The 24,579-nt window shown below is 65.0% G+C and carries 29 protein-coding genes; 24 read left to right on the top strand and 5 right to left on the bottom strand.

Translation table 11 applies throughout. The features are described from left to right. Positions 1 to 246: 246 nt before the first annotated feature. Together K9U15_RS09940 and K9U15_RS09935 are read left to right on the top strand one after the other, a co-directional pair. On the top strand, positions 247 to 1,431 hold the full coding sequence (locus K9U15_RS09940) for an FprA family A-type flavoprotein (RefSeq protein ID WP_096226966.1): 1,185 nt from the start codon (positions 247 to 249) through the stop codon (positions 1,429 to 1,431). Positions 1,432 to 1,526: 95 nt separating this feature from the next. Then, entirely contained in the window at positions 1,527 to 2,456 is a 930-nt protein-coding gene (locus tag K9U15_RS09935; protein ID WP_227114963.1) for a diacylglycerol kinase family protein, read from the top strand. Positions 2,457 to 2,617: 161 nt separating this feature from the next. Here the strand turns inward: K9U15_RS09935 and K9U15_RS09930 are convergent, their stop codons facing one another. After that, positions 2,618 to 3,508, bottom strand: coding sequence for a DUF5996 family protein (locus tag K9U15_RS09930; RefSeq protein ID WP_154270258.1), 891 nt, complete (start codon positions 3,506 to 3,508; stop codon positions 2,618 to 2,620). A 228-nt stretch (positions 3,509 to 3,736) separates the two neighbouring features. On the opposite strand from K9U15_RS09930, the gene K9U15_RS09925 reads away from it, so the two are divergent. The 19 genes from K9U15_RS09925 (at position 3,737) to secY (ending at position 15,591) form a co-directional block, all read left to right on the top strand. Next, a complete protein-coding gene (locus tag K9U15_RS09925) occupies positions 3,737 to 5,884 on the top strand; it encodes a YgiQ family radical SAM protein (protein ID WP_301155990.1) in 2,148 nt (715 codons plus the stop codon). 658 nt (positions 5,885 to 6,542) lie between these two features. Continuing rightward, positions 6,543 to 7,373 carry a 50S ribosomal protein L2 gene (gene rplB, locus K9U15_RS09920; RefSeq protein WP_015539834.1) on the top strand — a complete coding sequence of 277 codons (831 nt, stop codon included), beginning with the start codon at positions 6,543 to 6,545 and terminating at the stop codon, positions 7,371 to 7,373. Positions 7,374 to 7,395: 22 nt separating this feature from the next. Next, positions 7,396 to 7,668 (top strand): 30S ribosomal protein S19, encoded by a 273-nt coding sequence (rpsS, locus tag K9U15_RS09915; protein WP_041239448.1) that lies wholly within the window; start codon positions 7,396 to 7,398, stop codon positions 7,666 to 7,668. A 15-nt stretch (positions 7,669 to 7,683) separates the two neighbouring features. After that, positions 7,684 to 8,025 carry a 50S ribosomal protein L22 gene (gene rplV, locus K9U15_RS09910; protein WP_015539833.1) on the top strand — a complete coding sequence of 114 codons (342 nt, stop codon included), beginning with the start codon at positions 7,684 to 7,686 and terminating at the stop codon, positions 8,023 to 8,025. Between the two features lie 5 nt (positions 8,026 to 8,030). Beyond that, positions 8,031 to 8,744: a 30S ribosomal protein S3 gene (gene rpsC, locus K9U15_RS09905; protein WP_015539832.1), complete on the top strand. Its 714-nt coding sequence runs from the start codon at positions 8,031 to 8,033 to the stop codon at positions 8,742 to 8,744. After that, positions 8,745 to 9,167 carry a 50S ribosomal protein L16 gene (gene rplP, locus K9U15_RS09900; RefSeq protein WP_015539831.1) on the top strand — a complete coding sequence of 141 codons (423 nt, stop codon included), beginning with the start codon at positions 8,745 to 8,747 and terminating at the stop codon, positions 9,165 to 9,167. After that, the gene (rpmC, locus tag K9U15_RS09895) at positions 9,168 to 9,362 is read left to right on the top strand and encodes a 50S ribosomal protein L29 (RefSeq protein WP_015539830.1); all 195 of its coding nucleotides are present in this window, start codon (positions 9,168 to 9,170) and stop codon (positions 9,360 to 9,362) included. It abuts the gene before it with no gap. Positions 9,363 to 9,387: 25 nt separating this feature from the next. After that, complete coding sequence (rpsQ, locus tag K9U15_RS09890; RefSeq protein WP_015539829.1) at positions 9,388 to 9,648, top strand: 30S ribosomal protein S17; 261 nt, start codon at positions 9,388 to 9,390, stop codon at positions 9,646 to 9,648. A 48-nt stretch (positions 9,649 to 9,696) separates the two neighbouring features. Continuing rightward, positions 9,697 to 10,065, top strand: a complete 369-nt coding sequence (gene rplN, locus K9U15_RS09885; RefSeq protein ID WP_015539828.1) for a 50S ribosomal protein L14 — start codon at positions 9,697 to 9,699, stop codon at positions 10,063 to 10,065. 25 nt (positions 10,066 to 10,090) lie between these two features. Then, positions 10,091 to 10,402: a 50S ribosomal protein L24 gene (gene rplX, locus K9U15_RS09880; RefSeq protein ID WP_172623276.1), complete on the top strand. Its 312-nt coding sequence runs from the start codon at positions 10,091 to 10,093 to the stop codon at positions 10,400 to 10,402. A gap of 258 nt (positions 10,403 to 10,660) precedes the next feature. After that, on the top strand, positions 10,661 to 11,209 hold the full coding sequence (gene rplE, locus K9U15_RS09875; RefSeq protein WP_015539826.1) for a 50S ribosomal protein L5: 549 nt from the start codon (positions 10,661 to 10,663) through the stop codon (positions 11,207 to 11,209). A 71-nt stretch (positions 11,210 to 11,280) separates the two neighbouring features. Continuing rightward, positions 11,281 to 11,466, top strand: coding sequence for a type Z 30S ribosomal protein S14 (locus tag K9U15_RS09870; protein ID WP_041239446.1), 186 nt, complete (start codon positions 11,281 to 11,283; stop codon positions 11,464 to 11,466). Positions 11,467 to 11,577: 111 nt separating this feature from the next. Beyond that, on the top strand, positions 11,578 to 11,976 hold the full coding sequence (rpsH, locus tag K9U15_RS09865) for a 30S ribosomal protein S8 (RefSeq protein WP_015539824.1): 399 nt from the start codon (positions 11,578 to 11,580) through the stop codon (positions 11,974 to 11,976). A 19-nt stretch (positions 11,977 to 11,995) separates the two neighbouring features. Continuing rightward, positions 11,996 to 12,538 carry a 50S ribosomal protein L6 gene (rplF, locus tag K9U15_RS09860; protein WP_087192274.1) on the top strand — a complete coding sequence of 181 codons (543 nt, stop codon included), beginning with the start codon at positions 11,996 to 11,998 and terminating at the stop codon, positions 12,536 to 12,538. 40 nt (positions 12,539 to 12,578) lie between these two features. Beyond that, on the top strand, positions 12,579 to 12,947 hold the full coding sequence (rplR, locus tag K9U15_RS09855; RefSeq protein WP_015539822.1) for a 50S ribosomal protein L18: 369 nt from the start codon (positions 12,579 to 12,581) through the stop codon (positions 12,945 to 12,947). A gap of 15 nt (positions 12,948 to 12,962) precedes the next feature. Further along, positions 12,963 to 13,493 (top strand): 30S ribosomal protein S5, encoded by a 531-nt coding sequence (rpsE, locus tag K9U15_RS09850; RefSeq protein ID WP_015539821.1) that lies wholly within the window; start codon positions 12,963 to 12,965, stop codon positions 13,491 to 13,493. Beyond that, a complete protein-coding gene (gene rpmD, locus K9U15_RS09845) occupies positions 13,493 to 13,684 on the top strand; it encodes a 50S ribosomal protein L30 (RefSeq protein WP_015539820.1) in 192 nt (63 codons plus the stop codon). The genes rpsE and rpmD overlap by 1 nt, the downstream gene beginning before the upstream one ends. A gap of 183 nt (positions 13,685 to 13,867) precedes the next feature. After that, entirely contained in the window at positions 13,868 to 14,317 is a 450-nt protein-coding gene (rplO, locus tag K9U15_RS09840; RefSeq protein ID WP_087192275.1) for a 50S ribosomal protein L15, read from the top strand. Next, positions 14,311 to 15,591 (top strand): preprotein translocase subunit SecY, encoded by a 1,281-nt coding sequence (gene secY / locus K9U15_RS09835; RefSeq protein ID WP_087192276.1) that lies wholly within the window; start codon positions 14,311 to 14,313, stop codon positions 15,589 to 15,591. The genes rplO and secY overlap by 7 nt, the downstream gene beginning before the upstream one ends. A 571-nt stretch (positions 15,592 to 16,162) precedes the next feature. Here the strand turns inward: secY and K9U15_RS09830 are convergent. The 4 genes from K9U15_RS09830 to K9U15_RS09815 form a co-directional block, all read right to left on the bottom strand. Next, a complete protein-coding gene (locus tag K9U15_RS09830; protein ID WP_096226961.1) occupies positions 16,163 to 16,558 on the bottom strand; it encodes a SpoVA/SpoVAEb family sporulation membrane protein in 396 nt (131 codons plus the stop codon). 11 nt (positions 16,559 to 16,569) lie between these two features. Further along, entirely contained in the window at positions 16,570 to 16,959 is a 390-nt protein-coding gene (locus K9U15_RS09825; RefSeq protein WP_301155989.1) for a SpoVA/SpoVAEb family sporulation membrane protein, read from the bottom strand. A gap of 69 nt (positions 16,960 to 17,028) precedes the next feature. Continuing rightward, positions 17,029 to 17,361: a 4Fe-4S binding protein gene (locus K9U15_RS09820; RefSeq protein WP_096226959.1), complete on the bottom strand. Its 333-nt coding sequence runs from the start codon at positions 17,359 to 17,361 to the stop codon at positions 17,029 to 17,031. A gap of 2 nt (positions 17,362 to 17,363) precedes the next feature. Further along, entirely contained in the window at positions 17,364 to 19,613 is a 2,250-nt protein-coding gene (locus tag K9U15_RS09815; protein ID WP_301155988.1) for a molybdopterin-dependent oxidoreductase, read from the bottom strand. A 334-nt stretch (positions 19,614 to 19,947) separates the two neighbouring features. On the opposite strand from K9U15_RS09815, the gene K9U15_RS09810 reads away from it, so the two are divergent. The 3 genes from K9U15_RS09810 to K9U15_RS09800 all read left to right on the top strand — a co-directional run bounded on the left by K9U15_RS09810 (position 19,948) and on the right by K9U15_RS09800 (position 24,530). Next, positions 19,948 to 21,387, top strand: a complete 1,440-nt coding sequence (locus K9U15_RS09810; RefSeq protein ID WP_157780532.1) for a helix-turn-helix transcriptional regulator — start codon at positions 19,948 to 19,950, stop codon at positions 21,385 to 21,387. Positions 21,388 to 21,621: 234 nt separating this feature from the next. After that, a complete protein-coding gene (locus K9U15_RS09805) occupies positions 21,622 to 22,248 on the top strand; it encodes an adenylate kinase (protein ID WP_015539813.1) in 627 nt (208 codons plus the stop codon). Between the two features lie 92 nt (positions 22,249 to 22,340). Further along, positions 22,341 to 24,530 carry a cytochrome C oxidase Cbb3 gene (locus K9U15_RS09800; RefSeq protein WP_301155987.1) on the top strand — a complete coding sequence of 730 codons (2,190 nt, stop codon included), beginning with the start codon at positions 22,341 to 22,343 and terminating at the stop codon, positions 24,528 to 24,530. Positions 24,531 to 24,579 lie beyond the last annotated feature (49 nt).

Here is a 24,579-nt window from a genome sequence, read left to right as displayed (position 1 = left end):
AGAACTGCCCCCCCCGTTCAGCCCGTGACCCCTGCGCAGCCTGCTCTTCGCAATGCCTTCCCAAAACATAGCCCACGCCCCTCGCTTGGCCCCGCCTACGCTCCCCACAACGCCTCCCTGCGCAGCCCACGCCCGCACCTCCCGCGCAATCCGAATGCGGGTCTTTCGCTATCATTTACCTGCGCACCCCTCGGCCGACAGCGCTCCGTCGCTATACTGGACGAAAACGCGAGAAAGGAGCTAATCATGCTGCATGCGGTCGAGGTAAAGCCGGACGTGTACTGGGTCGGGGGAGTCGATTGGAACGAGCGGAACTTCCACGGCTACACGACGGATCGGGGGTCCACGTACAACGCCTACCTCATCATGGACGAGCATCCCACGCTCATCGACACGTGCAAGCCCGCGTTCGCCGACGAGCTCGTCGAGCGCGTGCGCGAGGTGGTTGACCCCGCGCACATCGAGAACATCGTGGCGAACCACGTGGAGCAGGACCACTCCGGCGCGCTTCCCGCCCTCTGCGAGCTCGCGCCGAACGCGCGCATCTACGCAAGCGCCCCGCACGGCGTGAACGGCCTCGCGGCGCACTACGGCGATCGCGGCTACGTGCCCGTGAAGACCGGCGACACGCTCAACATCGGCAAGCGCACGCTCACGTTCACCCAGACCGTCATGGTGCACTGGCCCGACAACATGGCCGCGTACTCCGATGTCGATCGCATCCTGTTCTCCAACGACGCGTTCGGCCAGCACTACGCCTCCTCCAAGCACTTCGACGACGAGGTGGGCCTGCCCGAGGTGCTGGCCCAGGCCAAGAAGTACTACGCGAACATCGTCATGCCCTACTCGCGCCACGTCCAGCGCGCGCTGGGGGCGCTCGGCGGCCTGGACATCGACATGATCGCGCCGAGCCACGGCGTGGTCTGGCGCAGCCACGTGCCCGAGATACTGGAGACGTACGCGCGGTGGAGCTCGCTCGCCCCCGAGGAGTACGCCATCGTGGTGTACGACTCCATGTGGCACTCCACCGAGGCCATGGCCCACGAGATACTGGAGGCGTTCATCGAGTGCGGCGTGCCTGCGCGCCTGTTCGACCTCAAGGCGAACCACATCTCCGACATCATGACCGAGGTGCTGTCGGCGAGGTACGTGGCCGTGGGCTCTCCCACGCTCAACAACGGCATGATGCCCACCGTGGCGGCGTTCCTCTGCTACCTGAAGGGCCTCTCGCCGAAGTCGGGCTGGGAAGGCCGCGTGGGCATCCCGTTCGGCTCGTACGGCTGGGGGAAGAACGGCCCTGACGAGGTGGCCGAGGTGCTTGAGAAGTGCGGCTTCGACCTCGCGCTCGGCACGCTCGCGCACCAGTGGACCGCCGACGCCGCCAGCCTGGAAGAGCTCCAGCGCGCCGTCGTGAGCGGACTGGGGAAGTAACTGCTGCCGGCAGTCGTGCTTTCCCCCTATAATAGGCGGTGACGGCATCCGCCGGGATCCGGCCCGGCGGGAACGATACGCGCGAGAGGAAGCCCATGCCAACCCCTTTGGGAAAGACGCTGCTCATTGCCAATCCGGCGGCGCAGAACGGCAACGGCGCCGCTGCGGCCGAGCGTGCGGCGGCACTGCTGGGGGATGCCCTGGGCGACGGCTCGCTCGATGTGGCTCCCACGCGCGGCCCCGGCGAGGCCGTGCGCCTGGCAGCGGGCGCGGGCGCGTACGAAACGGTGCTCGCCCTCGGCGGCGACGGCATCATCCACGAGGCCGCCAACGGGCTCATGCAGCTGCCGGCGGGGGAGCGCCCGGCCTTCGGCATCGTGCCGGTGGGCTCGGGAAACGACTACGCGCGCACGATCGGCATGTCGGCGCGCTCGGTGGACGCGGCCGTGGCGCAGCTGCTCGCAGCCTGCGCCCGCCCGGCCGACGTGGGACGGTGCAACGGCAAGTTCTTCGTGGAGACGCTCTCGTTCGGCGTGGACGCGGCCATCGCGCTCGACACGGTGGAGCGGCGGGCGCGCACCGGCAGGACCGGCACGGCGCTCTACCTGGCCAGCGGCATGGACCGGCTGCTGCACCACCTGGACTGCCACCGCTACACGGCCTCGTTCGACGGCGGCGAGCCCGTGCGCGGCGCGTCGTTCACCTTCGCGGTGCAGGTGGGCCCCACCTACGGCGGAGGCTTCCGCATCTGCCCGGACGCGCGCATCGACGACGGCCTGCTGGACGTGTGCATCGCGCACCCGCCCTTCGGCATCGCGCGCGCCGTCTTCGTGTTCCTGCTGGCGAAAGGCGGCCGTCACACCGGCTTCCGGCAGATAGAGCTGCGCCGAGCCCGCACGCTGTCGGTGCGCTTCGACGCGCCCCCGCCCGTCCAGATCGACGGCGAGCCCCTCGAGGCCTCCGAGTACGCCATCGACGTCGTGCCCTGCGCCCTCGACGTGCTCGTGCCCGAAACGCCCGCCTGACCTGCGCGAGATTCCGGACGGGCCGCATATCGGCTCCGCCCGGTCAGCCGCGGGCGGCCGGTCTGGAGCGGTCAGCCGCTCTGCGAGAGCCAGCCTGTGCCGCCCCCGGGGCCGTGGCTCTTCGCGTTTGCGTTCGGCACGAGCTACTTCTTCCCACCGTCCTACACCAACAGCGGGCGCGTGAGCCAGTCGAAGCGCTCCCAGCGCTGGGCTGCGGCCACGTTCACGAAGGCGTCGTGGCAGAACCGCACGACGGCGGCGTGCGGGTCGTCGGCGCGCAGCACGTCCTCCAGCTTGAGGAAGTACTCGGCGCTCGCGGGGTCGTAGTACGCGCCCGGCACCGAGACCTCGGGCATCGCCCCCTCGAGGAAGGGGTAGGCCAGCACGAAGAACGCCGGGTCGTCGGCCGTCTCGTCGCCCGGCCAAAAGCCGAACTCAACGAACTGCTCGTCGAACGCCACGCGCTCCACGATGCCGCCCTCCCCGGAGTACGGGCACGGCTTGCCCGAGAACAGAACGCACGTCATGTCGAATGTGCCCCAGAACAGCGACGGCTGGATCTTCTTCCCGCGGAATCCGGCCGAGAAGTCCAGCAGCGCGTTGCGGGCGAACAGGCACTGCGCGAAGTAGCGCCGGGCCGCCTCGCCGTCGAACGCGAGCGGTTCGACGAGCGTGTAGAAGGGCGCCTGCGTGAACATCTCCTGCGGCACCGGGTAGAGGGGCGCCGGGTGTCCGATGGCCTCCAGCAGCAACGTGAACCGCTCGTAGTAGCGGGCCACGGACGTGCCGTCCTCCAGCGGGAACGACGCCTCCTCGCCGGTTGTCGCCACGGCCTGCACCTGCGGCTCGTCCAAGCGCAGCTGGATCTCGAACCCGCCCGTGCCGTGCGGCACGAACCCGGTGGTGAACCCGTCGGGCGTCGCGTCCAGCAGCACGTGGTTCCACTCCGGCTGGGGCTCCAGGCATTCCAGCTTCACCTTGCCCATCATCTGGGCCGTCATATGCAGCGCGATGCACGTCTCGCGCCATTGGCTGTACGTTTGCAGGTGCATGGCCTTCTCCTTGTTGTCGGGTTCGCAGGGAACCGAACGCGCAATAGAGGTTCGCGATTTCAATCGATACAGTCTAGCGGCCACCCCGCCGGCCCCCTCCGGCGGCCCGGAGGCGTCACCGGGTCGTGGGGAAGGGGTTACGCGGGTGGCGGACAGTCCGTATTTCCGCTACGATGGCGGGGTAGCCCCAGCGATCACGCGCGCCCCCGCGCGCCGGCAAGGAGTCCCATGAGCACACAGTTTCTCCCGGTGAATCGTCAGGACATGGCGGAACGCGGCTGGGACCAGGTCGACTTCGTGTACGTGTCGGGCGACGCGTACGTCGACCACCCCTCGTTCGGCGCGGCCATCATCACGCGGCTTCTGGAGTCGCACGGCTACCGGGTGGGCGTCATCGCGCAGCCCGATTGGAACGGCCCGGCCTCGATGGCCGCGCTCGGCGAGCCGCGGCTGGCGTTCCTCGTGTCGGCCGGCAACATGGACTCCATGGTGAACCACTACACCGTGGCGCGGAAGCGGCGCCGCGAGGACGCGTACTCGCCAGGCGGGCAGGCGGGCCTGCGCCCGAACCACGCGGCCGTCGTGTACTCCAACCTCATCCGCCGCACGTTCAAGAAAACGCCCATCGTGCTGGGCGGCATCGAGGCCAGCCTGCGGCGGCTCGCGCACTACGACTACTGGTCGGACAAGATCAAACGCTCCATCCTGCTGGATTCCGGCGCCGACCTCGTGAGCTTCGGCATGGGGGAGCGCTCGGTGGTGGAGATAGCCGACGCGCTCGATGCGGGACTGTCCATCGACGACCTCACATTCATCGACGGCACCGTCTACCGCGCAAGCTCGCTCGAGCACGTCTACGACGCGGTGGAGCTGCTCTCGTTCCCCGACCTGCAGGCCGATCCCCTGAACTACGCGCGCAGCTTCGCCGTGCAGTACGCCAACAGCGACCCCTTCATTGGAAAGCGCTTGGTGGAGCCCTATTCCGACCACGAGTTCGTCGTGCAGAACCCCCCGGCTGCCCCGCTCTCGCAGGCCGAGATGGACGCCGTGTACCGCCTGCCGTTCGCGCGCACGTACCATCCGATGTACGAGGAGGCCGGCGGCGTGCCGGCCATCAAGGAGGTGCGGTTCAGCCTCACCAGCAGCCGCGGCTGCTTCGGCGAGTGCTCGTTCTGCGCGCTCACGTTCCATCAGGGGCGTATCGTGCAGGCGCGCAGCCACGACTCGCTGGTGGAGGAGGCGCGGGCCATCGTGGACGAGCCCGGCTTCAAGGGCTATATCCACGACGTGGGCGGCCCCACGGCGAACTTCCGCGCCCCCGCCTGCGCCAAGCAGACGAAGGCCGGCGCCTGCCCGCACCAGCGCTGCCTGTTCCCGGAGCCGTGCGAGCGCCTCGAGGCCGACCATGTGGACTACCTCAAGCTGCTCGAGCGGCTGCAGAAGCTGCCCGGCGTGAAGAAGGTGTTCGTGCGCTCCGGCATCCGCTTCGACTACGTGTTGGCCGACCGCAAGCACGGCGACGAGTTCATCTACGAGCTCTGCGAGAACCACGTGAGCGGCCAGCTGAAGGTGGCGCCCGAGCACGTGTCCGACACCGTGCTCGCCCACATGGGCAAGCCGCCCCGCGCCGTGTACGAGCGCTTCGTGCAGAAGTACGAGCAGGCGAACGAGGAGCTGGGGAAGAAGCAGTACCTCGTGCCCTACCTCATGTCGTCGCACCCCGGCTCCACGCTCGACGAGGCCGTGGAGCTGGCCGAGTACGTGCGCGACCTGGGCTACATGCCCGAGCAGGTGCAGGATTTCTACCCCACGCCCTCCACTATGTCCACGGTCATGTACGCCACCGGCGCGGACCCGCGCACCATGCAGCCGGTCTACGTGCCGAAGTCCCCGCACGAGAAGGCGCTCCAGCGCGCCCTTATCCAGTACCGCGACCCGAAGAACCGCTCCCTCGTGATGGAGGCCCTGAAGAAGGCCGGCCGCATGGACCTGGTGGGCCACGGCCGCGAATGCCTCGTGCGCCCCGAGGGCGCCCCGCCCGCCAAGGGCCCCCGCGGCAAGGCGTCCGGCTCGTCCACCCTGCGCAAGGCCGCGAGCAAGGCCGAGCCTGCGCGCAAGGGGAGCGGCAAGGGCGGCGGCAAAGGAGAGCCTGCGCGCAAGGGGAGCGGCAAGGGCGCAGGCAAGGGCGAGGCTTCGCGCAAGGGGAACGGTAAAGGCCAGCGCGTCGCCTCGTCGTCCAAGGGCGCGCGCGACGCTGCAGGGGCCAAGGGGCCGCGCAAGGAAGCGCAGCGCCCAGGTGGAAAGGGCTCGCCGAAGCGCCCGAGCGGCAGTTCGAGCGCTTCGCGCGCCAAGGGCGGCGGCAAGACCCGCCGCTAGCGCACGGCCTTTGGCGCGGTCGTCCTGAAAAGCATAGGTACGGAAGCGCGATTCCCGCTTGCTGTGCTCGACATCCCGGAACCGGTCGTGGCCGGCTCCGCACGCCTTTCACCAGATTATTGCATCTTTGGTCCCCGCAAACCCGCTTGCTCACCTTGCGATTGGATCTGGGCAGCATTACCCCAGCTCGTTGTTTCCGCGATTCCGAAAAGGGCTCCCCTAGGGGTTCCCGATGTAGAAAACTGGTAAATACTGTGCAAAAAAGCCGATGACGCCCTCGACTTTCGCGACTATTCCGCGCCCCGCGCGCCCCGCGCTTCCCGTGCATTCCTCGCATGCCCGCCCCGTTCCGCCGAAGGCGCCAGGCGGGACGGACAGCTGCGGCGCCCCCTTCACGTACCCCGTACCGTCCTCCGAAAGCCCCCCGCAACTTGTGCGCAACTTGTGTGCGCAAATCAACACTTGATACCTGACCCGGAGGGGTTTATAATTCTCGGTTGCGTCTGGTCATTGATAGATACACCCGGACGCGTGGTACACCGGAGTCGCGTGCGTCAAGCCTCCCCAAGGCGCAGCGGCAATCGGCAGTCCACGAAGCGACAAGGGGTCTTTGGGGTACGGAGAGGCGTGCGAGCAAAGATCCGAAGAAAGGACAGTAATGGGAGTCAAACAGTACAAGCCGACGAGCCCCGGCCGACGTTTCCAGACGGTCTCGGACTTCGCCGAGATCACGACGGACAAGCCGGAGAAGTCCCTGCTTGCGCCGCTGTCGAACAAGGCGGGCCGCAACAACAACGGCCGTATCACGACGCGGCACCAGGGCGGCGGCAACAAGCGCCGCTACCGCATCATCGACTTCAAGCGCCAGAAGGACGGCGTGCCCGCGAAGGTCGCTACCATCGAGTACGACCCGAACCGCAGCGCCCGCATCGCCCTTTTGCACTACGTCGACGGCGAGAAGCGCTACATCCTGCACCCGAAGGGCCTCCGCGTGGGCGACACCGTCATGAGCGGCCCCGAGGCCGACATCAAGCCGGGCAACGCGCTGCCGCTGGCCAACATCCCCGTCGGCACGCTCATCCACGCCGTGGAGTTGCAGCCGGGCAAGGGCGCCGCCATCGCGCGTTCCGCCGGCACCAGCATCCAGCTCATGGGCAAGGAGGGCAACTACGCCATCCTGCGCATGCCGTCCTCCGAGATGCGCCGCGTGCTCATCACGTGCCGCGCCACGGTGGGCGAGGTCGGTAACGCCGAGCATGCCAACATCAAGATCGGCAAGGCCGGACGCAACCGCTGGAAGGGCATCCGCCCCAGCGTCCGCGGTACCGTCATGAACCCGGTCGACCACCCGCACGGCGGCGGCGAGGGCAAGAACAAGTCCGCTGGTCGTCACCCGGTCACCCCGTGGGGCGTCCCCACGAAGGGCCATCGCACCCGCAATCCCAAGAAGGCTTCGAGCCGCTTGATCATCCGCCGTCGCAAGAAGTAGCGCAAAGCGTTAAGGAGTAATAGTGAGTAGAAGTTTGAAGAAGGGTCCTTTCGTTGAGCCGCGGCTTCTTGATCGTATCGAGAAGATGAATGCGGCGGGCGAGAAGAACGTCGTGAAGACCTGGTCGCGCTCCAGCACCATCTTCCCGGAGATGGTGGGCCACACCATCGCCGTGCATGATGGCCGCAAGCACGTGCCGGTCTACGTTACCGAATCCATGGTCGGCCACAAGCTGGGCGAATTCGCCCCGACCCGCACGTTCAAGGGTCACTCCGCCGACAAGGGCAAGCGATAAGAAGGGGTGAAAACAATGGAAGCTAAAGCTGTAGCACGCTATGTCCGCGTTTCGCCCCGCAAGGCGCGCATCGTAGTAGACCTGGTCCGCGGCAAGTCCGTTATCCAGGCCCGCGAGATCCTCGCGTTCACGAACCGCGGTGTGGCGGAAGCCGTCGAGAAGACGCTGAACTCCGCCGTGGCCAACGCCGAGCACCAGCACCACGTGCGTCCGGAATCGCTCATCGTGAAGACGGCCTTCGTCGACGAGGGCCCCACGCTGAAGCGCATCCGTCCGCGCGCCAAGGGCTCCGCGTCGCGCATCCGCAAGCGCACGAGCCACATCACGATCATCGTTGCACCGCGAGAGGAGGCATAAGCCGTATGGGTCAGAAAGTTAGCCCCACCGGGTTCCGCCTTGGCATCACCGAAGATTGGCGCAGCCGTTGGTACTCCGACAAGGACTACGCCAAGAACCTGGAAAACGACTTGGCCATCAGGAAGTTCCTGGACAAGTACCTCGCCCGTGCCGCCGTCTCCAAGGTTGAGATCGAGCGCGCCGGCGACAAGATCAAGGTCATCGTCACCACGGCCCGCCCGGGCGTTGTGATCGGCAAGAAGGGCGCCGAGATCGACTCCCTGCGCAAGAAGCTGGAGAAGGTTGCCAGCGGCCCGGTGTCCATCGAGGTCGTCGAGGTCAAGCGCCCCGAGCTCGATGCCGCGCTCATCGCGCAGTCCGTGGCCGAGCAGCTCGAGGGCCGCGTGGCCTTCCGCCGCGCCATGCGCAAGGCGGTCCAGTCCGCCCGCAAGAGCGGTGCCAAGGGCATCCGCATCCAGTGCTCCGGCCGCCTGGGCGGCGCGGAGATGAGCCGCCGCGAGTGGTATCGCGAAGGCCGCGTGCCGCTGCACACGCTGCGCGCGAAGATCGACTACGGTTTCTGCACCGCCGCCACCACGATGGGCTCCATCGGCGTGCAGGTGTGGGTGTACCACGGCGAGATGCTCCCCGGCCAGAAGGCGCCGAACCCGGCGCTCGAGGGCAGCTCCCGTCCGAACCGTTCCCGTCGCAACGACCGCAACGAGAGGGGGGCGAAGTAAATGCTCGTACCTAAGCGCGTCAAGCACCGCAAGGTGCAGCGTGGTTCCATGAAGGGCAAGGCCAAGGGCGGCACCCGGCTGAACCACGGCACGTGGGGCATCCAGGCGCTCGAGGCGCACTGGATCACCAACCGTCAGATCGAGGCAGCCCGTATCGCCATGACCCGTCACATGAAGCGTGGCGGCAAGGTGTGGATCACGATCTTCCCCGACAAGCCTATCACGCAGAAGCCGGCAGAAACCCGCATGGGTTCCGGCAAGGGCAACCCCGAGGCATGGGTCGCCGTCGTCAAGCCCGGCCGCATCATGTTCGAGATCGACGGTGTCGACGAGGAGACCGCCAAGGAAGCTCTGCGTCTCGCCATCAACAAGTTGCCCATCAAGTGCAAGATTGTTTCCAAGGAAACGGAAGGGCAGGAATAAATGAAAGCAGCAGAGATCCGTGAGCTTTCTGCCGACGATTTGCAGGCGAAACTCAAAGAAGCGCGCGCGGAGCTTTTCAATCTGCGCTTCCAGATGGCCACGAGCCAGCTCGACAACACCGCCCGCGTGGGTCAGGTCAAAAAGGACATCGCCCGCATCCAGACCGAGATGCGTGCCCGCGAGCTGAACGCCTAGAGCGCGGATAAGGAAGGTTATATACATGAGTGAAGATCGTAACTCCCGCAAGGTCCGCCAGGGCACCGTGGTGAGCGCCGTCAACGACAAGACCTGCGTCGTGCAGGTCAAGGAGCGCAAGCCGCATCCCGTGTACGGCAAGATGATGACGACCACGAAGAAGTTCCACGCCCACGACGAGAACAACGAGGCCGGCGTCGGCGACACCGTGCGCATCATGGAGACGCGCCCGCTGTCCAAGATGAAGCGCTGGCGTCTGATCGAGATCGTGGAAAAGGCCAAATAGCCTGCGTGCTCGCATGCATGCCCGTAAGAGGAAAGTTAGGTTACAGCAATGATTCAGATGCAAACCATGCTCGCAGTGGCCGACAACTCCGGCGCTCGCAAGGTGCAGTGCATCAAGGTCCTCGGCGGCTCCAAGCGCCGCTACGCGGGCCTCGGTGACGTGATCATCTGCAGCGTGAAGGAAGCGGCGCCCAACGGCAACGTCAAGAAGGGCGAGGTCGTGCGCTGCGTCGTCGTGCGCGTGAAGAAGGAAGTCCGCCGCCCCGACGGCAGCTACATCAAGTTCGACCAGAACGCCGCCGTGCTCATCAACAACGACGGCGCGCCCCGCGGCACCCGCATCTTCGGGCCGGTTGCCCGCGAGCTGCGCGACAAGAAGTACATGAAGATCGTGTCTCTGGCACCGGAAACGCTGTAGGGGAGGTGTGCGTAATATGAGTGGTATGAACATCAAGAAGGGCGACAAGGTCAAGGTCCTGTCCGGCAAGGACAAGGGCAAGGAGGGCGTCGTGCTGCGCGCGCTTCCGCAGAAGGAGCGCGTGGTGGTGGAGAAGGTCAACATGATCAAGAAGGCCATGCGCCCCACCCAGCAGAACCCGCAGGGCGGCATCTCCACCATGGAGGCCCCCATCCACGTGTCCAACGTCATGGTCATCTGCCCCGAGTGCAAGCAGCCCACGCGTACGGGCAAGAAGCGCGACGAGAACGGCAAGAAGATCCGCGTCTGCAAGAAGTGCGGCAAGGACATCGATTAGTAGTTCCGCCGATCTCCGATCGGCGGAACGGGTCGACGCTGCGGGTGGCTGTGGCACCCCGCCTTCGCACGATCGCGAAGGCTCGCGTACCCAAGTACGCTTCGCCTTCGCGATCCCGCGAATTCGAGGCACCACAGCCGCCCTCGCTGACTTTTCGGCGACCAGCGACGGCCAATGCAGTACAATGGCCCCTGCCGCTTCGGCGGCGAGGGACGCAGGGTCGGAAATCCTGCGTTTAATTCATCGAAAGGAAACGAAATGACCGCTCCTCGCCTGAAGGAACAGTACAAGACCGAGATCGTGCCCAAGCTCGAGCAGGAGCTCGGCATCAAGAACATCAACGAGGTCCCGCGCCTCGAGAAGATCGTCGTGAACATGGGCGTGGGCGCCGCAGCCTCCGACTCGAAGCTGCTCGACGCCGCCATGGCCGACCTGCGCACCATCACGGGCCAGCAGCCCTGCGTCACGCGCGCCAAGAAGTCCATCGCCGGCTTCCACCTGCGCGAGGGCCAGGCCATCGGCTGCAAGGTCACGCTGCGCGGCGACCGCATGTGGGAGTTCCTGGACCGCCTGCTGGCGACCGCCCTCCCGCGCGTCCGCGACTTCCGCGGCATCTCGCCGAAGAGCTTCGACGGCCGTGGCAACTACACGATGGGCATCACCGAGCAGCTGATCTTCCCGGAGATCGACTACGACAAGATCGACCGCACGCGCGGCATGGACATCACGGTCGTCACGACCGCGGACAACAACGAGGACGCCTTCGCGCTGCTCTCCGCGCTGGGCTTCCCCTTCAAGGACAAGTAGGTTGCTTGATCCCACGATGGTACTTGCACCCGCGCGCGAGCGCGGGTCGAGGATAGGAAAGAAGGAATTGCATGGCTAAGAAATCGATGATCGCCAAGGCGAAGCGCGAGCCGAAGTTCTCGACGCGCCAGCACAACCGCTGCACGCGTTGCGGACGCCCCCGCGCTTACTACCGCAAGTTCGGCCTGTGCCGCGTGTGCCTGCGCGAGCTGGCCAACAAAGGCGAACTGCCCGGCGTGACCAAGTCTTCGTGGTAAGCCGCCAGACTCAAGTCACGTTCAAGGGTGTGCCCGCGTAGAAGGCGGAGGCGTTACGGGCGCCGACGAACCGTGCGCGCGGCTCATCACGGACCAAAGGAGAACAGAACCATGACCATGACCGACCCCATCGCAGACATGCTTACGCGCGTGCGTAACGCAAACTCTGCCGGCAAGCAGACGGTTTCCATGCCGTCGAGCAAGAAGCTTGTCGAGATAGCCCGCATCATGCAGGAAGAGGGCTATATCCAGCGCTACGACGTCGTCGAGGGCGAGCCCCGCGCGACGCTGGAGATCGTGCTGAAGTACGGCGACAAGAAGGCCAAGACCATCCGCGGCATCAAGCGCATCTCGAAGCCCGGCCTGCGTATCTACGCGGGCAAGGACGAGCTGCCCCGGGTGCTCGGCGGACTCGGCACCGCAATCATCTCGACGAGCCTCGGCGTGATGACCGACCGCGACGCCCGCAAAAAGGGCGTTGGCGGCGAGGTCATCGCGTACGTGTGGTAGGAAAGGGAGGTAGGTAGATATGTCTCGTATCGGCAAACAGCCCATCACCGTTCCTGCCGGCGTCGACGTTACCATCGACGGCAACACCGTGACGGTCAAGGGCCCGAAGGGCGAGCTCACCCGCAGCTTCCCCGAGATCATGATCATCAAGCGCGAGGGCGACGACATCATCGTCGAGCGTCCGGACGACAGCCGCGACGCGAAGGCCTTCCACGGCCTCGTGCGCACGCTCATCGCGAACATGGTCGAGGGCACCGCGAACGGCTTCTCCAAGAAGCTCCAGCTCGTGGGCGTCGGCTACCGCGCCGCGCTCAAGGGCAAGGACCTGGAGATGCAGCTCGGCTTCTCTCATCCCGTGCTCGTGGAGGCGCCGGAGAACATCACGTTCGAGGTCCCGAGCCAAACCGAGATCATCGTGTCCGGCCCCAGCAAGGAGCAGGTCGGCCAGGTGGCGGCGAACATCCGCAAGTGGCGCAAGCCGGAGCCCTACAAGGGCAAGGGCATTCGCTACGAGGGCGAGCATGTGCGTCGCAAGCTGGGCAAGGCCGCCAAGGGCGACTAACGTTTGAGCCTCTACACGGTTTGAGATCGAAGGGATAATCATGAACAAGCTTCAGAAGAAACAAGCCGGGTTGGCTCGCCGCCATCGCCGCGTGCGCGGCAAGGTTTCCGGCACGGCGGCGCGTCCGCGCCTGTGCGTCACGCGCAGCAACAACAACATCTACGTCCAGCTCGTCGACGACGTCGCCAGCAAGACCATCTGCGGCGTGTCCACGCTCGGTGCCGAGTTCAAGGCCACGGGCAAGAAGGGCGGCACCGTCGAGGGCGCGGCTGCCCTCGGCGAGATCGTCGGCAAGAAGGCGCAGGAGAACGGCGTCACGGAGGTCGTGTTCGACCGTGGCGGTCATCTGTATCACGGGCGCGTGCAGGCTCTGGCCGATGCGGCTCGCGAAGCCGGCCTGAAATTCTAGAAGGGGTTAAAGCTTATGGCTCGTAACAAGCAGCAGAACGACGCCGGGGTTCCCGAGCTCCAGGAGCGCGTCGTCTACATCAACCGCGTGTCCAAGGTCGTCAAGGGCGGCCGCCGCTTCGCGCTCACCGCGCTCGTGGTCGTCGGCGACGGCAACGGCCGCGTCGGCGTGGGCATGGGCAAGTCCCAGGAAGTGCCCATCGCCATCAAGAAGGGCGTCGAGGACGCGAAGAAGAACATGTTCACCGTGCCGCTGACGCCCGAGAAGACGCTGCCGCATGAGATCATGGGCATCTACGGCGCCGGCCGCGTGCTCATCAAGCCGGCCACGCCCGGTACCGGCGTTATCGCCGGCGGCCCGGTGCGCGCCATCATGGAGCTCGCCGGCGTGACCGACGTGCTCACGAAGTCTCTCGGCACGAACAACGCCATGAACATCGTGAAGGCGGCCGCCGAGGGCCTCAAGAACATGGAGAGCCCCGAGCAGGTGGCTGCGCGCCGCGACACGTCCGTCGCGAAGATCTACGGCTGGAAGGAGAAGGAGTAATGGCAGACGCGAAGAAGACGCTGCGCATCACCCAGGTGAAGAGCTCCGTCGGCCGTAAAGCCGACCAGGGCCAGACGCTGCGTGCGCTCGGCCTCGGCAAGATCGGCCGCACGGTCGACCAGGTGGACAACGACTGCGTGCGCGGCATGATCTTCAAGGTCAAGCATCTCGTGCAGGTTGAAGAGCTGTAAACCAGCGAGGTTACACGCGCCGCCTTCGGGCGGCGCGTGTTATCATATTCGATTGTGAATCATCGCCGCCTCTGCGGCGTGATCGCGTTTCCGCCAAGGGGCGGGACGCCCAAGGAAGTTAGCTGGCGGCGAGCTGCCAGCGCGGGCCGCGGGCCCGTTTGCGACTGAGAAGGAGTCACAACCATGGAATTGAAGGATCTCAAGCCGGCCGAGGGCGCGACCAAGAACCGTAAGCGCGTGGGCCGCGGTCCTGCCTCCGGCACGGGCAAGACGTCCGGCCGCGGCATGAACGGCCAGAAGTCCCGCGCTGGCGGCGGCAAGGGCGTCGGCTTCGAGGGCGGCCAGACCCCGCTCGCGCGTCGTCTGCCGAAGCTCCCCGGCTTTAAGAACATCAACCATGTGGAGTACCTGCCCGTCAACGTGAGCCGTCTCGACGAGAAGTTCGAGGCCGGCGACGTGGTCGACGGCGAGAGTCTGAAGGCCAAGGGCATCATCAAGCATGCCGACGCACTGGTGAAGGTGCTCGGCGACGGCGACCTGACCAAGGCGCTCACGGTCAAGGTCGATAAGGTTTCTGCTTCGGCCAAGGCGAAGATCGAAGCAGCTGGAGGAAAGGTCGAAGAGCCTTGCTAAGCTCGATCATCGATGCGTTCAAGGTACCGGAGCTGCGTAAGAAGATCCTCTTCACGCTGGCTATCCTCGCACTGTACCGCTTCGGCGCGTACGTGCCGGTGCCGGGCATCCCGTTCAACGAGTTCGCGAATTCGTTCCAGGATTCGGGCGTGTCCATGACGATGCTCGACCTGTTCACGGGCGGCGCGCTGTCGAACTTCTCGGTGTTCTCGCTGGGCATCATGCCCTACATCACGGCCTCCATCATCATGCAGCTCATGCAGGGCGTCATCCCCGCCGTGGGCCGCTGGGCGAAGGAGGGCGATGCGGGGCGCAAGAAGATCACGCAGGTTACGCGCTACCTGACGCTGGGACTCGGCCTCATCAACGCGGTGGGCTACCTGTTCCTGTTCAAGTCGTCGGCGTACGGCGTGGTGTTCAGCACGGAGGTTCCCGAGCTGCTCACCGACATCATCGTCGTGTTCACGCTCGTGGCGGGCACCGCGTTCATCATGTGGATGGGCGAGCTCATCACGCAGCGCGGCATCGGCAACGGCATGTCGCTCATCATCTTCGTGAGCATCGTGTCGCGCGTGCCGAGCGCCATCTTCTCGTCGGTGAACCTGACGGCGGACCTGGGCATGGGCATTGCCATCACGGCACTCATCATCCTCGTGGTGCTGGCGTGCATCCCCGCGATCATCTTCGTGGAGCGCGCGCAGCGTCGCATCCCCGTGAACTACGCCAAGCGCGTGCAGGGGCGCAAGATGATGGGCGGCCAGTCCACGTACATCCCCTTGAAGGTGAACGCGGCGGGCGTCATCCCCATCATCTTCGCGAGCTGCCTGATCTACTTCCCCGCGCAGCTGGCGGCGCTCTTCAACATCGAGTGGCTCACGAACGTGGCCAACGCGATGTCGACGGGCTGGATCAACTGGATCCTCACGGTGCTCTTGATCGTGTTCTTCGCGTACTTCTACACCTCCATGGTGTTCAACCCCGAGGACACGGCCGACAACCTGCGCAAGCAGGGCGGCTTCATCCCCGGCGTGCGCCCGGGCACGGCCACCGTCACCTACATCAAGAACGTGCTGCACCGCGTGACGCTTCCCGGCGGCATCTTCATCGCCGCCATCGCGGTCGTGCCGTCCATCGTGTTCTTCTTCACCGGCAACACGCTCATCCAGGCGTTCGGCGGCACCTCGATCCTCATCATGATCGGCGTGGCCCTCGACACCATGAGCAAGGTGGAGAGTCAGCTGAAGATGCACAACTACGACGGCTTCTTCAAGTAGCGAGGCATCGAAAGAACGGCGAACTGCGCATCGGCGGCCCTCGGGCCGCCGATGCTGGTTTTCGGAGGCGGGGGGGGGGCTGTAAGGCGCTCGCCCGGGAGGATGCAGGGCGCTTCGCGCCTTCGGGTGCGCTGGCAAAGACGGTTCCTGCCGGCTGACACGAGGTTGGCGGAATCGCGATATCCTTCGGGATGGACAGCAGCAGGATGAGGCCCTCACTCGCTCGCTGCGGGTTGCAATTATGGATTGGCGAAGAGAAGGGCCCGAACAATCCGGGCCCTTCTGTCAGTTCCCGGCGGTACTGCTATTCCGGCTGGGCCGCGACGATGGGGATGGACGGTTTCGGTGGACGCGGAAGTTCGAGGCCGCAATTCTCGCATCGTGCCGCGCCTTCGGGGTTCTTGTGCCCGCAACGGAAGCACACAGTAGTGATGTTCAACTTCCGGGGCTTTCCCCGGCAGCGTCCGCAGCTTACGCAGGCGTATCCACATGACATGGCTTCATCTCCTTGTCGGGGGTTCTGCGGATGCGGACGCCTGCGCGAGGTGCCCGCCAGGGGATGGATGGGCCGTCATTGGCGAGCGATCGTAGCTTGCTTTTCGGCCGCATCGTCCCCATGTGCGTTGTCGTCCTGCTTGTGGAGTGCGCAGTATCCGCTTCCGCAGACCAATCCGATGGCCGTGAGGGCTAAGAACACGCCGATGACGGACAGCAGCGGCCAGGGGTTGCCGGCGAGAGCTGCCTGCGTCGTGGCGCAAACGGCCTGCCCGGCGCCCACCACCATGATGGTGAAGCCGGCGCCGCCCCACTCTGCGAGTTGATCCATGATGCCGAAGGGCGTCAGGATGCCTCCAAGGGCCAAACCGACGAGCAAGATGAGGGGAACGGGCGCTTTCGTGGCGTCCGCGACGATTTGAAACAGAAGGCAGAGCGTTCCGCCCACTAGGAAAGCCATGATGAATTCCATTGCGGTGCCTCCTATGCCACGAGGAACGCCAATGCGCCCACGATTGCGTCGACGAGGCCGCCGACACCGATGACGAGCAGAATGAGCTTTACAGACGCCGCCACGCCTTTACCTGGCTGTCCGGTTTCGGCAACGGCCCTTTCGTAGGCGCCTGCCACGCCGCCTGCGAACCCGTTGAACGGCAGGATCGAGCCGAAACCGCTCACAGCGCCTATCCTCTGCTGGATGCCGGGAAGGTACAGCACGAGGGCTACCGCGCCCATCCCCAGCAGCGTGAGAGGTCCGAGATAGGGAAAATCGGCTCCCAGGGCGCCGGCGAATATGTTCCAGATAATCTGTCCAATAACGGCATACAGGCCGCCGACGGCGAATGCGAGTGCCCATCCCTTCACTTTGTCCATCGCTTCCTCCTTCTAAGGGGCGCCGCCGTACATGCTGTCGTGTCCGCACGGCGGCGCGGCCGTCCCATGTTAGATGTTGAACAACACGAGTTTCTTCTTCGATGCGATCTTCTTGGCCAACTCATCGATAGGACCGACTTCCAGACACTGTGCCTGGCAGTGGTGCTGGCAGGTAGGCAGCTTGCCCTTCGCCTGCCGCTCGGCGCAGAAGTCGCACAGGTCGGTGGGCACCGGCACGTAGGACAGCTGCCAGCGGTCGGGGGCGTACTCGAAGGGGCCGATCTCGTTCAGCTTGATGCCGAACTGGCCGACGGGCAGGTGGTGCTCCATCTGACAGGCTGTCTCGCAGCTATGGCAGCCGGTGCACCATTCGTAGTCGATGAGCATGCCGTATTCCGTCATGATTATTCACCGTCCTTTGCGGGATAGATTTTGCAGAGCATGGACTTGTAGTTGGCGCCGAACCCGGATTTGCCGGGAACGTACGAATTCAGAAGCTTGTTGACGTTCAGATCGAGCATGCCGAACAGCCCGTCCTTCTCCTCGCCGGGAGCCTCGGGGAACCACCAGCCGTGATCGGACATAACCACGCGCTCGTCCATGATGTTCGTGCACTCCACGACGCGCTTGCAGCGACCGCGCTCGTTCTCCAGCCATACCCACTCGCCGTCGTGCACGCCGATGCGCTCCGCGGCCTTGGGGTTGATCTGCACGAGGGGCCAGGGGCGGCCGGCTCGCAGGTGCGGGACCTGCCGATGCTCGGAGTGGAACATGAACCAGTTGCGCGCGCCGGTGGTGAGCACGAACGGGTACTCGTCGTACAAGTCGGGTGTCGCGGCCGGGCTCTCGGTTGGCTCCTCGAAGTAGGGCACGGGGCTCAAGCCCGCATTGTGGTAGAACGTCGACCACAGCTCGATGCGTCCCGTCTGCGTGTTGAAGCCGGGTTGGCCGTCGGGGCGCAGCAGGCCCTTCTCGTGGCGGCCGTACTCGAAGGGGATGTAGGCGGGCGCCACCTGCTGCAGCTCCTCGAACGTATAGCCCGTGCAGGCGATGACGGAGCTGAACATCTCCTTGTCGTCCTTCCACGGCCACGCCTCGGGGTTGAAGCGCTTTCCCAGTTCCAGGTTGATCTGCATGTCCGATTTGCATGCGCCCACCTGGCACACCTTGTTGATGGTCTCGCCGCGCTGCGCGCCGTCGCCCACGCGGATGCCGTCGCGCTCGGCATAGGTGCAGGCTGGCAGGAACACGTCGGCCAACGCCATGGCCGTGGGCGTCATGAACATATCCACCACCACGATGAAGTCGAGCGTGCGCCAGGCCCTCATGGAGCGTTCGGGGTCGGGGGAGGTGCAGGTGAGGAAGTTCGTCGTTTGCAGCCAGGCGCCGTGCAGCTTGTAGGGCTCTTTGGTCTCGAGCGTTTTCATCACCTCGTCGGAGGACGCCACCTGGAAGCCGAACTTCAGCAGGGAGTACTTGTCCAGTCCGATGCGGTGCGCATCCATCTCGGGCGTGACCAGCTCGCCGCCGAACCCGCCGGAGTAGGCCAGGATCTCGGGCGGTACGATCATGCAGCCCGGTTTCTCGCAGAAGCCGCATACCTGCCACAGCGCCCCGATGGCCTGGGCCGCCGGTAGCGACTCCTTTGTGGTGTCCACGGCCAGGCCCCATTGCACGATGCCGTTCTCGGCACCCGCCCATGCGCGGGCCGCGCCGACGATCTTCTCGGCGGGCACCCAGGTGATCTCGGCCACCTTGCCAACGGGGTAGGCCGCCGCGGTCTGGGCCAGCTCGTCGAAGCCATGGCACCAGCGGTCCACGAAATCGTGGTCGTAGAGGTCCTCGGAGATGATGACGTTCAGCATGCCGAGGGCGAGGGCCGCGTCCGTTCCCGGCCGCACCTGCAGCCACCACTCGGCCTTCGAGGCGAGCCACGTCAAGCGCGGGTCCACCACGATCAGCTTCGAGCCGCGCTTCATAACGTCGACCATCCAATGACCGTAGAAGCCGTCCGAGTTCGCGACGAGCGGGTTGTTGCCCCATACCATGATGTACTCGGCGGGGACCCAGGCGGGATCGTCATAGCGGTCGGGGAACTGCTGGGAGAAGTCGCCCACCCAGAAGTTGCCCGTCGTGGCGGCGCAGCCGGCCACGCGCGGTAGGTAACAGGCCATGCCCGACATGTTGAACATATAGTTTGGGCTGCCGAACGACCAGGCCAGGCGCGTGATCCAGGCAGCTATGTCGCGCCCCGTGCCCTGCACGAACGGGATGGACCAGGCGCCGTAGTTCTCCTTGATCTCGGTGAACTTCTCGTACACGAGGTCGAGTGCCTCGTCCCAGGTGATGTCCACCCACTTGTCCTGACCGCGGTGCGCAGGATCGCGCCTCATGGGCGTGGTGACGCGGTCGGGGTTGTACACCACCTCGGTCAGCGCCAGGCAGCGGTTGCAGAGCCTGCCTTGGTTGTAGGGGTTCTCCGGGTCGCCCTCCACCTTGACGAGCTTCCCCTCGTCGTCGGTGTACAGCAGCACGCCGCAGCCGATATGGCAGCCGGGGCCCGACCAGGCGCTGCCGCGCGTGACGTGCAGGCCGTCCTCATCGTACTCGAACGGCTTCTCGTGCTCTACGAGATGGTACTTGTTCTCGCTCATGCTGTTCCTTCCGCTCGCTTCTTTCACTCGCCCTGTCCCGCTTTCGTCATTCGCGGGACAGGGCGATTCTAGGCTCGTCCGGAGTGCGCATCTTCGCTCGATTGGATTGAATGCGCGTTTCATACGTTTCCCCCTAGGTGTCGGTGTCGGTATGAGAAAATTCATACTCCGATGTAATGGCAGGTGGCAAAGCCTATGGGTGCTGCGTTGGCTCCGGGAGACACTTATTCTGCGGTCTTCGAGCGCCGTGCCCCATATAATGGGCGGGTACACTGGGCGCAGCGGCATGCCGAACGCTTCGGGCGGGCATGTCGGCGCCGAAAGGGGGCGTGTCATGTCGGAGAAAGCACAAGCGCGCGTGACCGAGGTCTCGTACGGCCAGTTCGCACCATTCGTCGTGGTGGGGTTTGGCCTTTGCTGGGCCGTCATGTACATCATCGCCTACAGCTTCGTGTTCACGCCGCTTGACGCGTTCTCGTCCTTGCAGCGCGATGTGGGCCGCATCGGTTACCTTGGGGGCATCGTCGTATTCGAGATGGCGCTCTATGCGCTGTTCGGACGCTTCTGCTCCACGCGATTCCGCATCCCGCTCGCCGTCGCCGCTTATATTGCGCTTGCGGCCATGGTGGTGGTGAGCGCCTTGGGCGAAGCGCTCGGCTTGGGCGGTTGGCCATGCGCGATCGCCATGCTGGCGGCGGGTATGTGGCAGGGTGCCTTCCATATCCTGTGGGCCGAGGCGTTCATGTATCTGGACCGCAAGAGTGTCCGGCGCTACCTGTACCTATCCATCGTCATTGGGGCGATGCTGTTCTTGCTCACTACGCTGGTGGCCTCTTCCGCCGGTATGTTCGTTACGCTGCTGCTGGCGTTCCTCTCGCTTGTTTGCTATGTGTTCACGCATCAATTCTGGCCGAGCCATGCGTTGGGCGATCGACCTGTGACAAAGGATGTCGCACGCTCGCTCAGAAAGAGCAACGTTGTCCTTGTCATCTACGGGGCCGTGTTCGGCGTGGGCATCTATGCTTGCATGGCGCCTGATCTGCCAGTGTACGTGAGTTACCCCCTGACGGGCTTAGCGCTTGCCGCAGGCGTGGGCGGCCTGCTGCTCTTCGAGGTGCACACGAAGCGCGCCATTGCGTTCGAGACGTTCATTACCGTGCTGCTACCTGCCGTGGCAGTTATCCTTATGGTGCTCACCGGTGCGTCGGGAACCATGAAATGGGTTATGTACCTGCTGCTGCTCATGTTGCTCACCGCGTTCGACGCGTCCACGTTCTGCTTCTTGTTCGATCTGACGGATCGGCTGCGCCTCACGCCCATCAAGAGCATCGCCCGAGGCAGGATATACATTCAGTGCGGCATGGTGGCGGCAGGTGCCGTCAACCTAGTCCTCGTGAACTTCCTCGACTTGTCGCGCGACTACGCTTTCGTCATGCCGTTTTTCTTGGCCGTGCTGCTGTTCGTCATGGTGGCGGCCAGCGGCAAGATCGATGTCATGCCCCACGATCCGGGTATGGCATCGGCGCGTGCAGAGAGGGAGGCAGGCGGCGTAGACGGCGGCGTCGCCAAGAGCAAGGCCATGGCCGAGGAGTTCGGCCTGTCGCGGCGAGAGACCGAGGTGCTTGTGCTGCTAATGCAGGGCTACGATACGAATGCCGTCGCTGAGAAGTTGTTTCTGTCGCCCCATACGGTGAAGTCCCACACGTACCATATCTACCAGAAGGCGGGGGTCAACTCGAGGCGGGAGCTGCTGGAGAAGCGCGACGGCGGGTAGCCTGGCTCGCTTCGCATCGCCCTAGTCGGCGTCTTCGCATGCCGAGGCATTTTCCACAAGGGTGAGCAACTCCTCGCGGGAGTTCGCGTCCAACTTGCGGTATATCCTGCAAGTGTGCGATTTCGCCGTCTCCCTGCCGTCCCCGTCCTCCGTCTTTCTTTTGAAATATGATCGGCGCGCTTCGCCGTTTGCTACAATACGGGGCATCGATGGTATGTCGAAAGGAAATCACTCATGAACATCGTGTTGTTGGGGGCGCCGGGTGCCGGGAAGGGCACGCAGGCGGCCAAGCTGGTTGAAGAGTTCGCCACGCCGCACATCTCGACGGGGGACATGCTGCGCGCGGCCGTCAAAGCCGGCACGCCGCTGGGCAAGAAGGCCAAGTCCTACATGGACGCCGGCGAGCTCGTGCCCGACGACGTCATCATCGGCCTGGTGACCGAGCGCCTGCAGGACGCGGACACCGAGAAGGGCTTCATCCTCGACGGCTTCCCGCGCACGTCCGCCCAGGCTGTCGCGCTTGACGCGGAGCTCTCCAAGCTGGGCCGCCCGCTGGACGCGGCGCTGCTCGTGGACGTGGACCCCGAGGTCATCGTCAAGCGCCTCACGTCGCGCCGCATGTGCCGCGACTGCAACTACATCGGCACCGCCGCCGACGAGACCTGCCCCAAGTGCGGTGGCGAGATGTACCAGCGCGACGACGACAACGAGGCCACGGTGCGCAACCGCCTCGACGTGTACGAGAAGTCCACGGCGCCGCTCATCGACTACTACCGCGGCTGCGACCTGCTCGTCTCCATCGACGGCGACCGTGACCCGAACGTGGTGTACGCCGACGTGAAGAAGGCGCTGGGCCTGTAGGCGCCGAACGCGGCGTTTTGCACGCAATCTTGAAGGCGGATAGGGCTTGAGCTGCCCTGTCCGCCTTTTTTCATCTATAATTCGTTACCAGTATGCCCACCGTCCGCCAGAACATATCCTACGCCTACACGGGCTTCATGCGCGCGCATCGGCCGGCGGTCAGGCACCTGGCGAAGAGCATCCTCGCCATCCTCGCCGTGGCGTTCCTGCTGGAGACGTTCCTGTTCAACCTGAACTACTTCACGTCTGCCGGCTACAACTCCATCAGCCTGAACGACAAGCTCAACCTGCAGGAGACGACCGACGAGCAGTACAAGCTCACGGCCGTGAACCACACGCTGGAGTTCTCGAACCTCAACACCGAGGTGCACAATATCTGGCTCAACTTCGACTACCGCCAGCCCGCCCAGGAGCTCACGGTGAAGATCCAGTTCACCGACGACGCTCACCACACGTACTTCGACTCCACGGAGTACACGGTGGGCGTGCCCGACGTGGCGGTGTCCACCCTTTCCGACCAGAGCGAGTACATCAACCTGAACACGGCGGGGCTCGTGGACAACCTGAGGATCGAGATCACGGGCGAGAACGTGAGCTATCCCATCAAGCTCTCGGACATCGTGCTGAACGCGCACCATCCGTTCGATTTCAACACGGGGCGCTTCCTGGCCACGGCCGGCATTCTGCTCTTGGCGTTCGCGTTCCGCCCGCGCTCGGCCATCTACCGCATCCACATCGTTGACGAGCCGCGCAAGTCGAAGGCGGCCATCATCGCCACGGTGGTCATCGAGGTGTACCTCATGTCCGCGTTCCTGTTCATGGGCTCGAACCTTGTGGGCGTCGCCACGCAGGGCTACAACAGCGGCTCGTGGGACGGGCACAGCATCGTGAACACCTTCGAGGTGGGCGGCGACAACGCCCAGCAGTATGCCGAGCTTGCCAAGGCCATGGCGCACGGCCAGCTCTACCTCGAGGAGGAGCCGCCCCAGTGGCTGCAGGACATGGCCGACCCCTACGACAAGGGCGCGCGCGACGAGGCGCAGAAGGAGACGGGGGAGCCGTACCTGTTCGACGTGGCCTACCATGACGGGCACTACTACGTCTACTTCGGCGTGGTGCCGGTCGTGCTGTTCTACCTGCCGTTCTACTTGCTCACCGGCGCTAACTTCCCCACGGCTATCGGCGTGCTCATTGCGTGCGTCGCCTTCGTGCTGGGCTGCTCGGCGTTGCTCGACCGCTTCGCGCGCTATCACTTCAAGCGGGTGAGCCTGGGCCTGTACCTGCTGCTGCAGATACCGCTCGTCACCTGCTGCGGCATCCTGTACCTGCTGAAGTTCCCCACGTTCTACTCGCTGCCCATCATGCTGGGGCTGGCGTTCTCCGTGTGGGGGCTGTATTTCTGGATGCGCGGCCGCGCGTCGGCGGCGCGTTCCACCGGGCCGGAGAAGTGGTACCTGGCGGGTTCGCTGTGCATGGCGCTCGTGGTGGGCTGCCGCCCGCAGCTCGTGGTGCTGTCGCTGCTGGCCTTCCCGCTGTTCTGGCGCCCCTACATCACGGAGCGCCGGCTGTTCACGCCGCGCGGCGGACGCGAGTTCGCCTGCCTCGTGGCTCCCTATGCGGTGGTGGCGGCCGGCCTCATGGGCTACAACTACGCCCGCTTCGGCTCGCTCACGGATTTCGGGGCGAACTACAACCTCACGGTGAACGACATGACGAAGCGCGGTTGGAACCTGGGCCGCCTCGCGCCGGCGCTGTTCGCGTACTTCCTGCAGCCTCCGTGCGTGACGGGCGTGTTCCCGTACGTGCAGCCGGCTCCGTTCGACACCACCTACATGGGGCAGACCATCAAGGAGGTCACGTTCGGCGGCATCCTGGCGTGCCTGCCGGTGCTGTGGGTGCTGCCGTTCGCGAAGCGCATCCTCGCGCTGCGCATGCGCCAGCGCTCCACGCGCACCATCATGGGCGTCATCGTGGTGCTGCTGGCGTCGGGCGTCATCGTGGCGCTCTTGGACGCGCAGATGGCCGGCATCCTGCAGCGCTACTTCGCCGACTTCAGCTTCATGTTCCTAGCGGCCGTCGTGCTGCTGGCGTTCATCGTGAACGAGAACCTGTCGCCTGGGACGATGGCGCAGAACCTGCTCATGAAGGTGCTGCTGGTGCTGGTGGCCGTTTCGGTGGTCTACAGCGTGCTCGTATGCTTCGTGCCCGAAACGGGCTGGTATTCCGATGTGTACTCGTGGGCGTACCAGGACGTTATCGAGACGGCTCAGTTCTGGACCTAGGCACCAACCCCTCCGGCTCCGACCGGGGCCGAGGGAGGCGCCGCGCCGC

Origin of the sequence: Gordonibacter sp. RACS_AR68, from assembly GCF_030418485.1 — a bacterium.
GTDB classification, from domain to species: domain Bacteria; phylum Actinomycetota; class Coriobacteriia; order Coriobacteriales; family Eggerthellaceae; genus Gordonibacter; species Gordonibacter urolithinfaciens.
The sequence above is the reverse complement of the archived record's forward strand: the minus strand, read 5'-3'. Positions and strand labels throughout refer to the sequence as shown.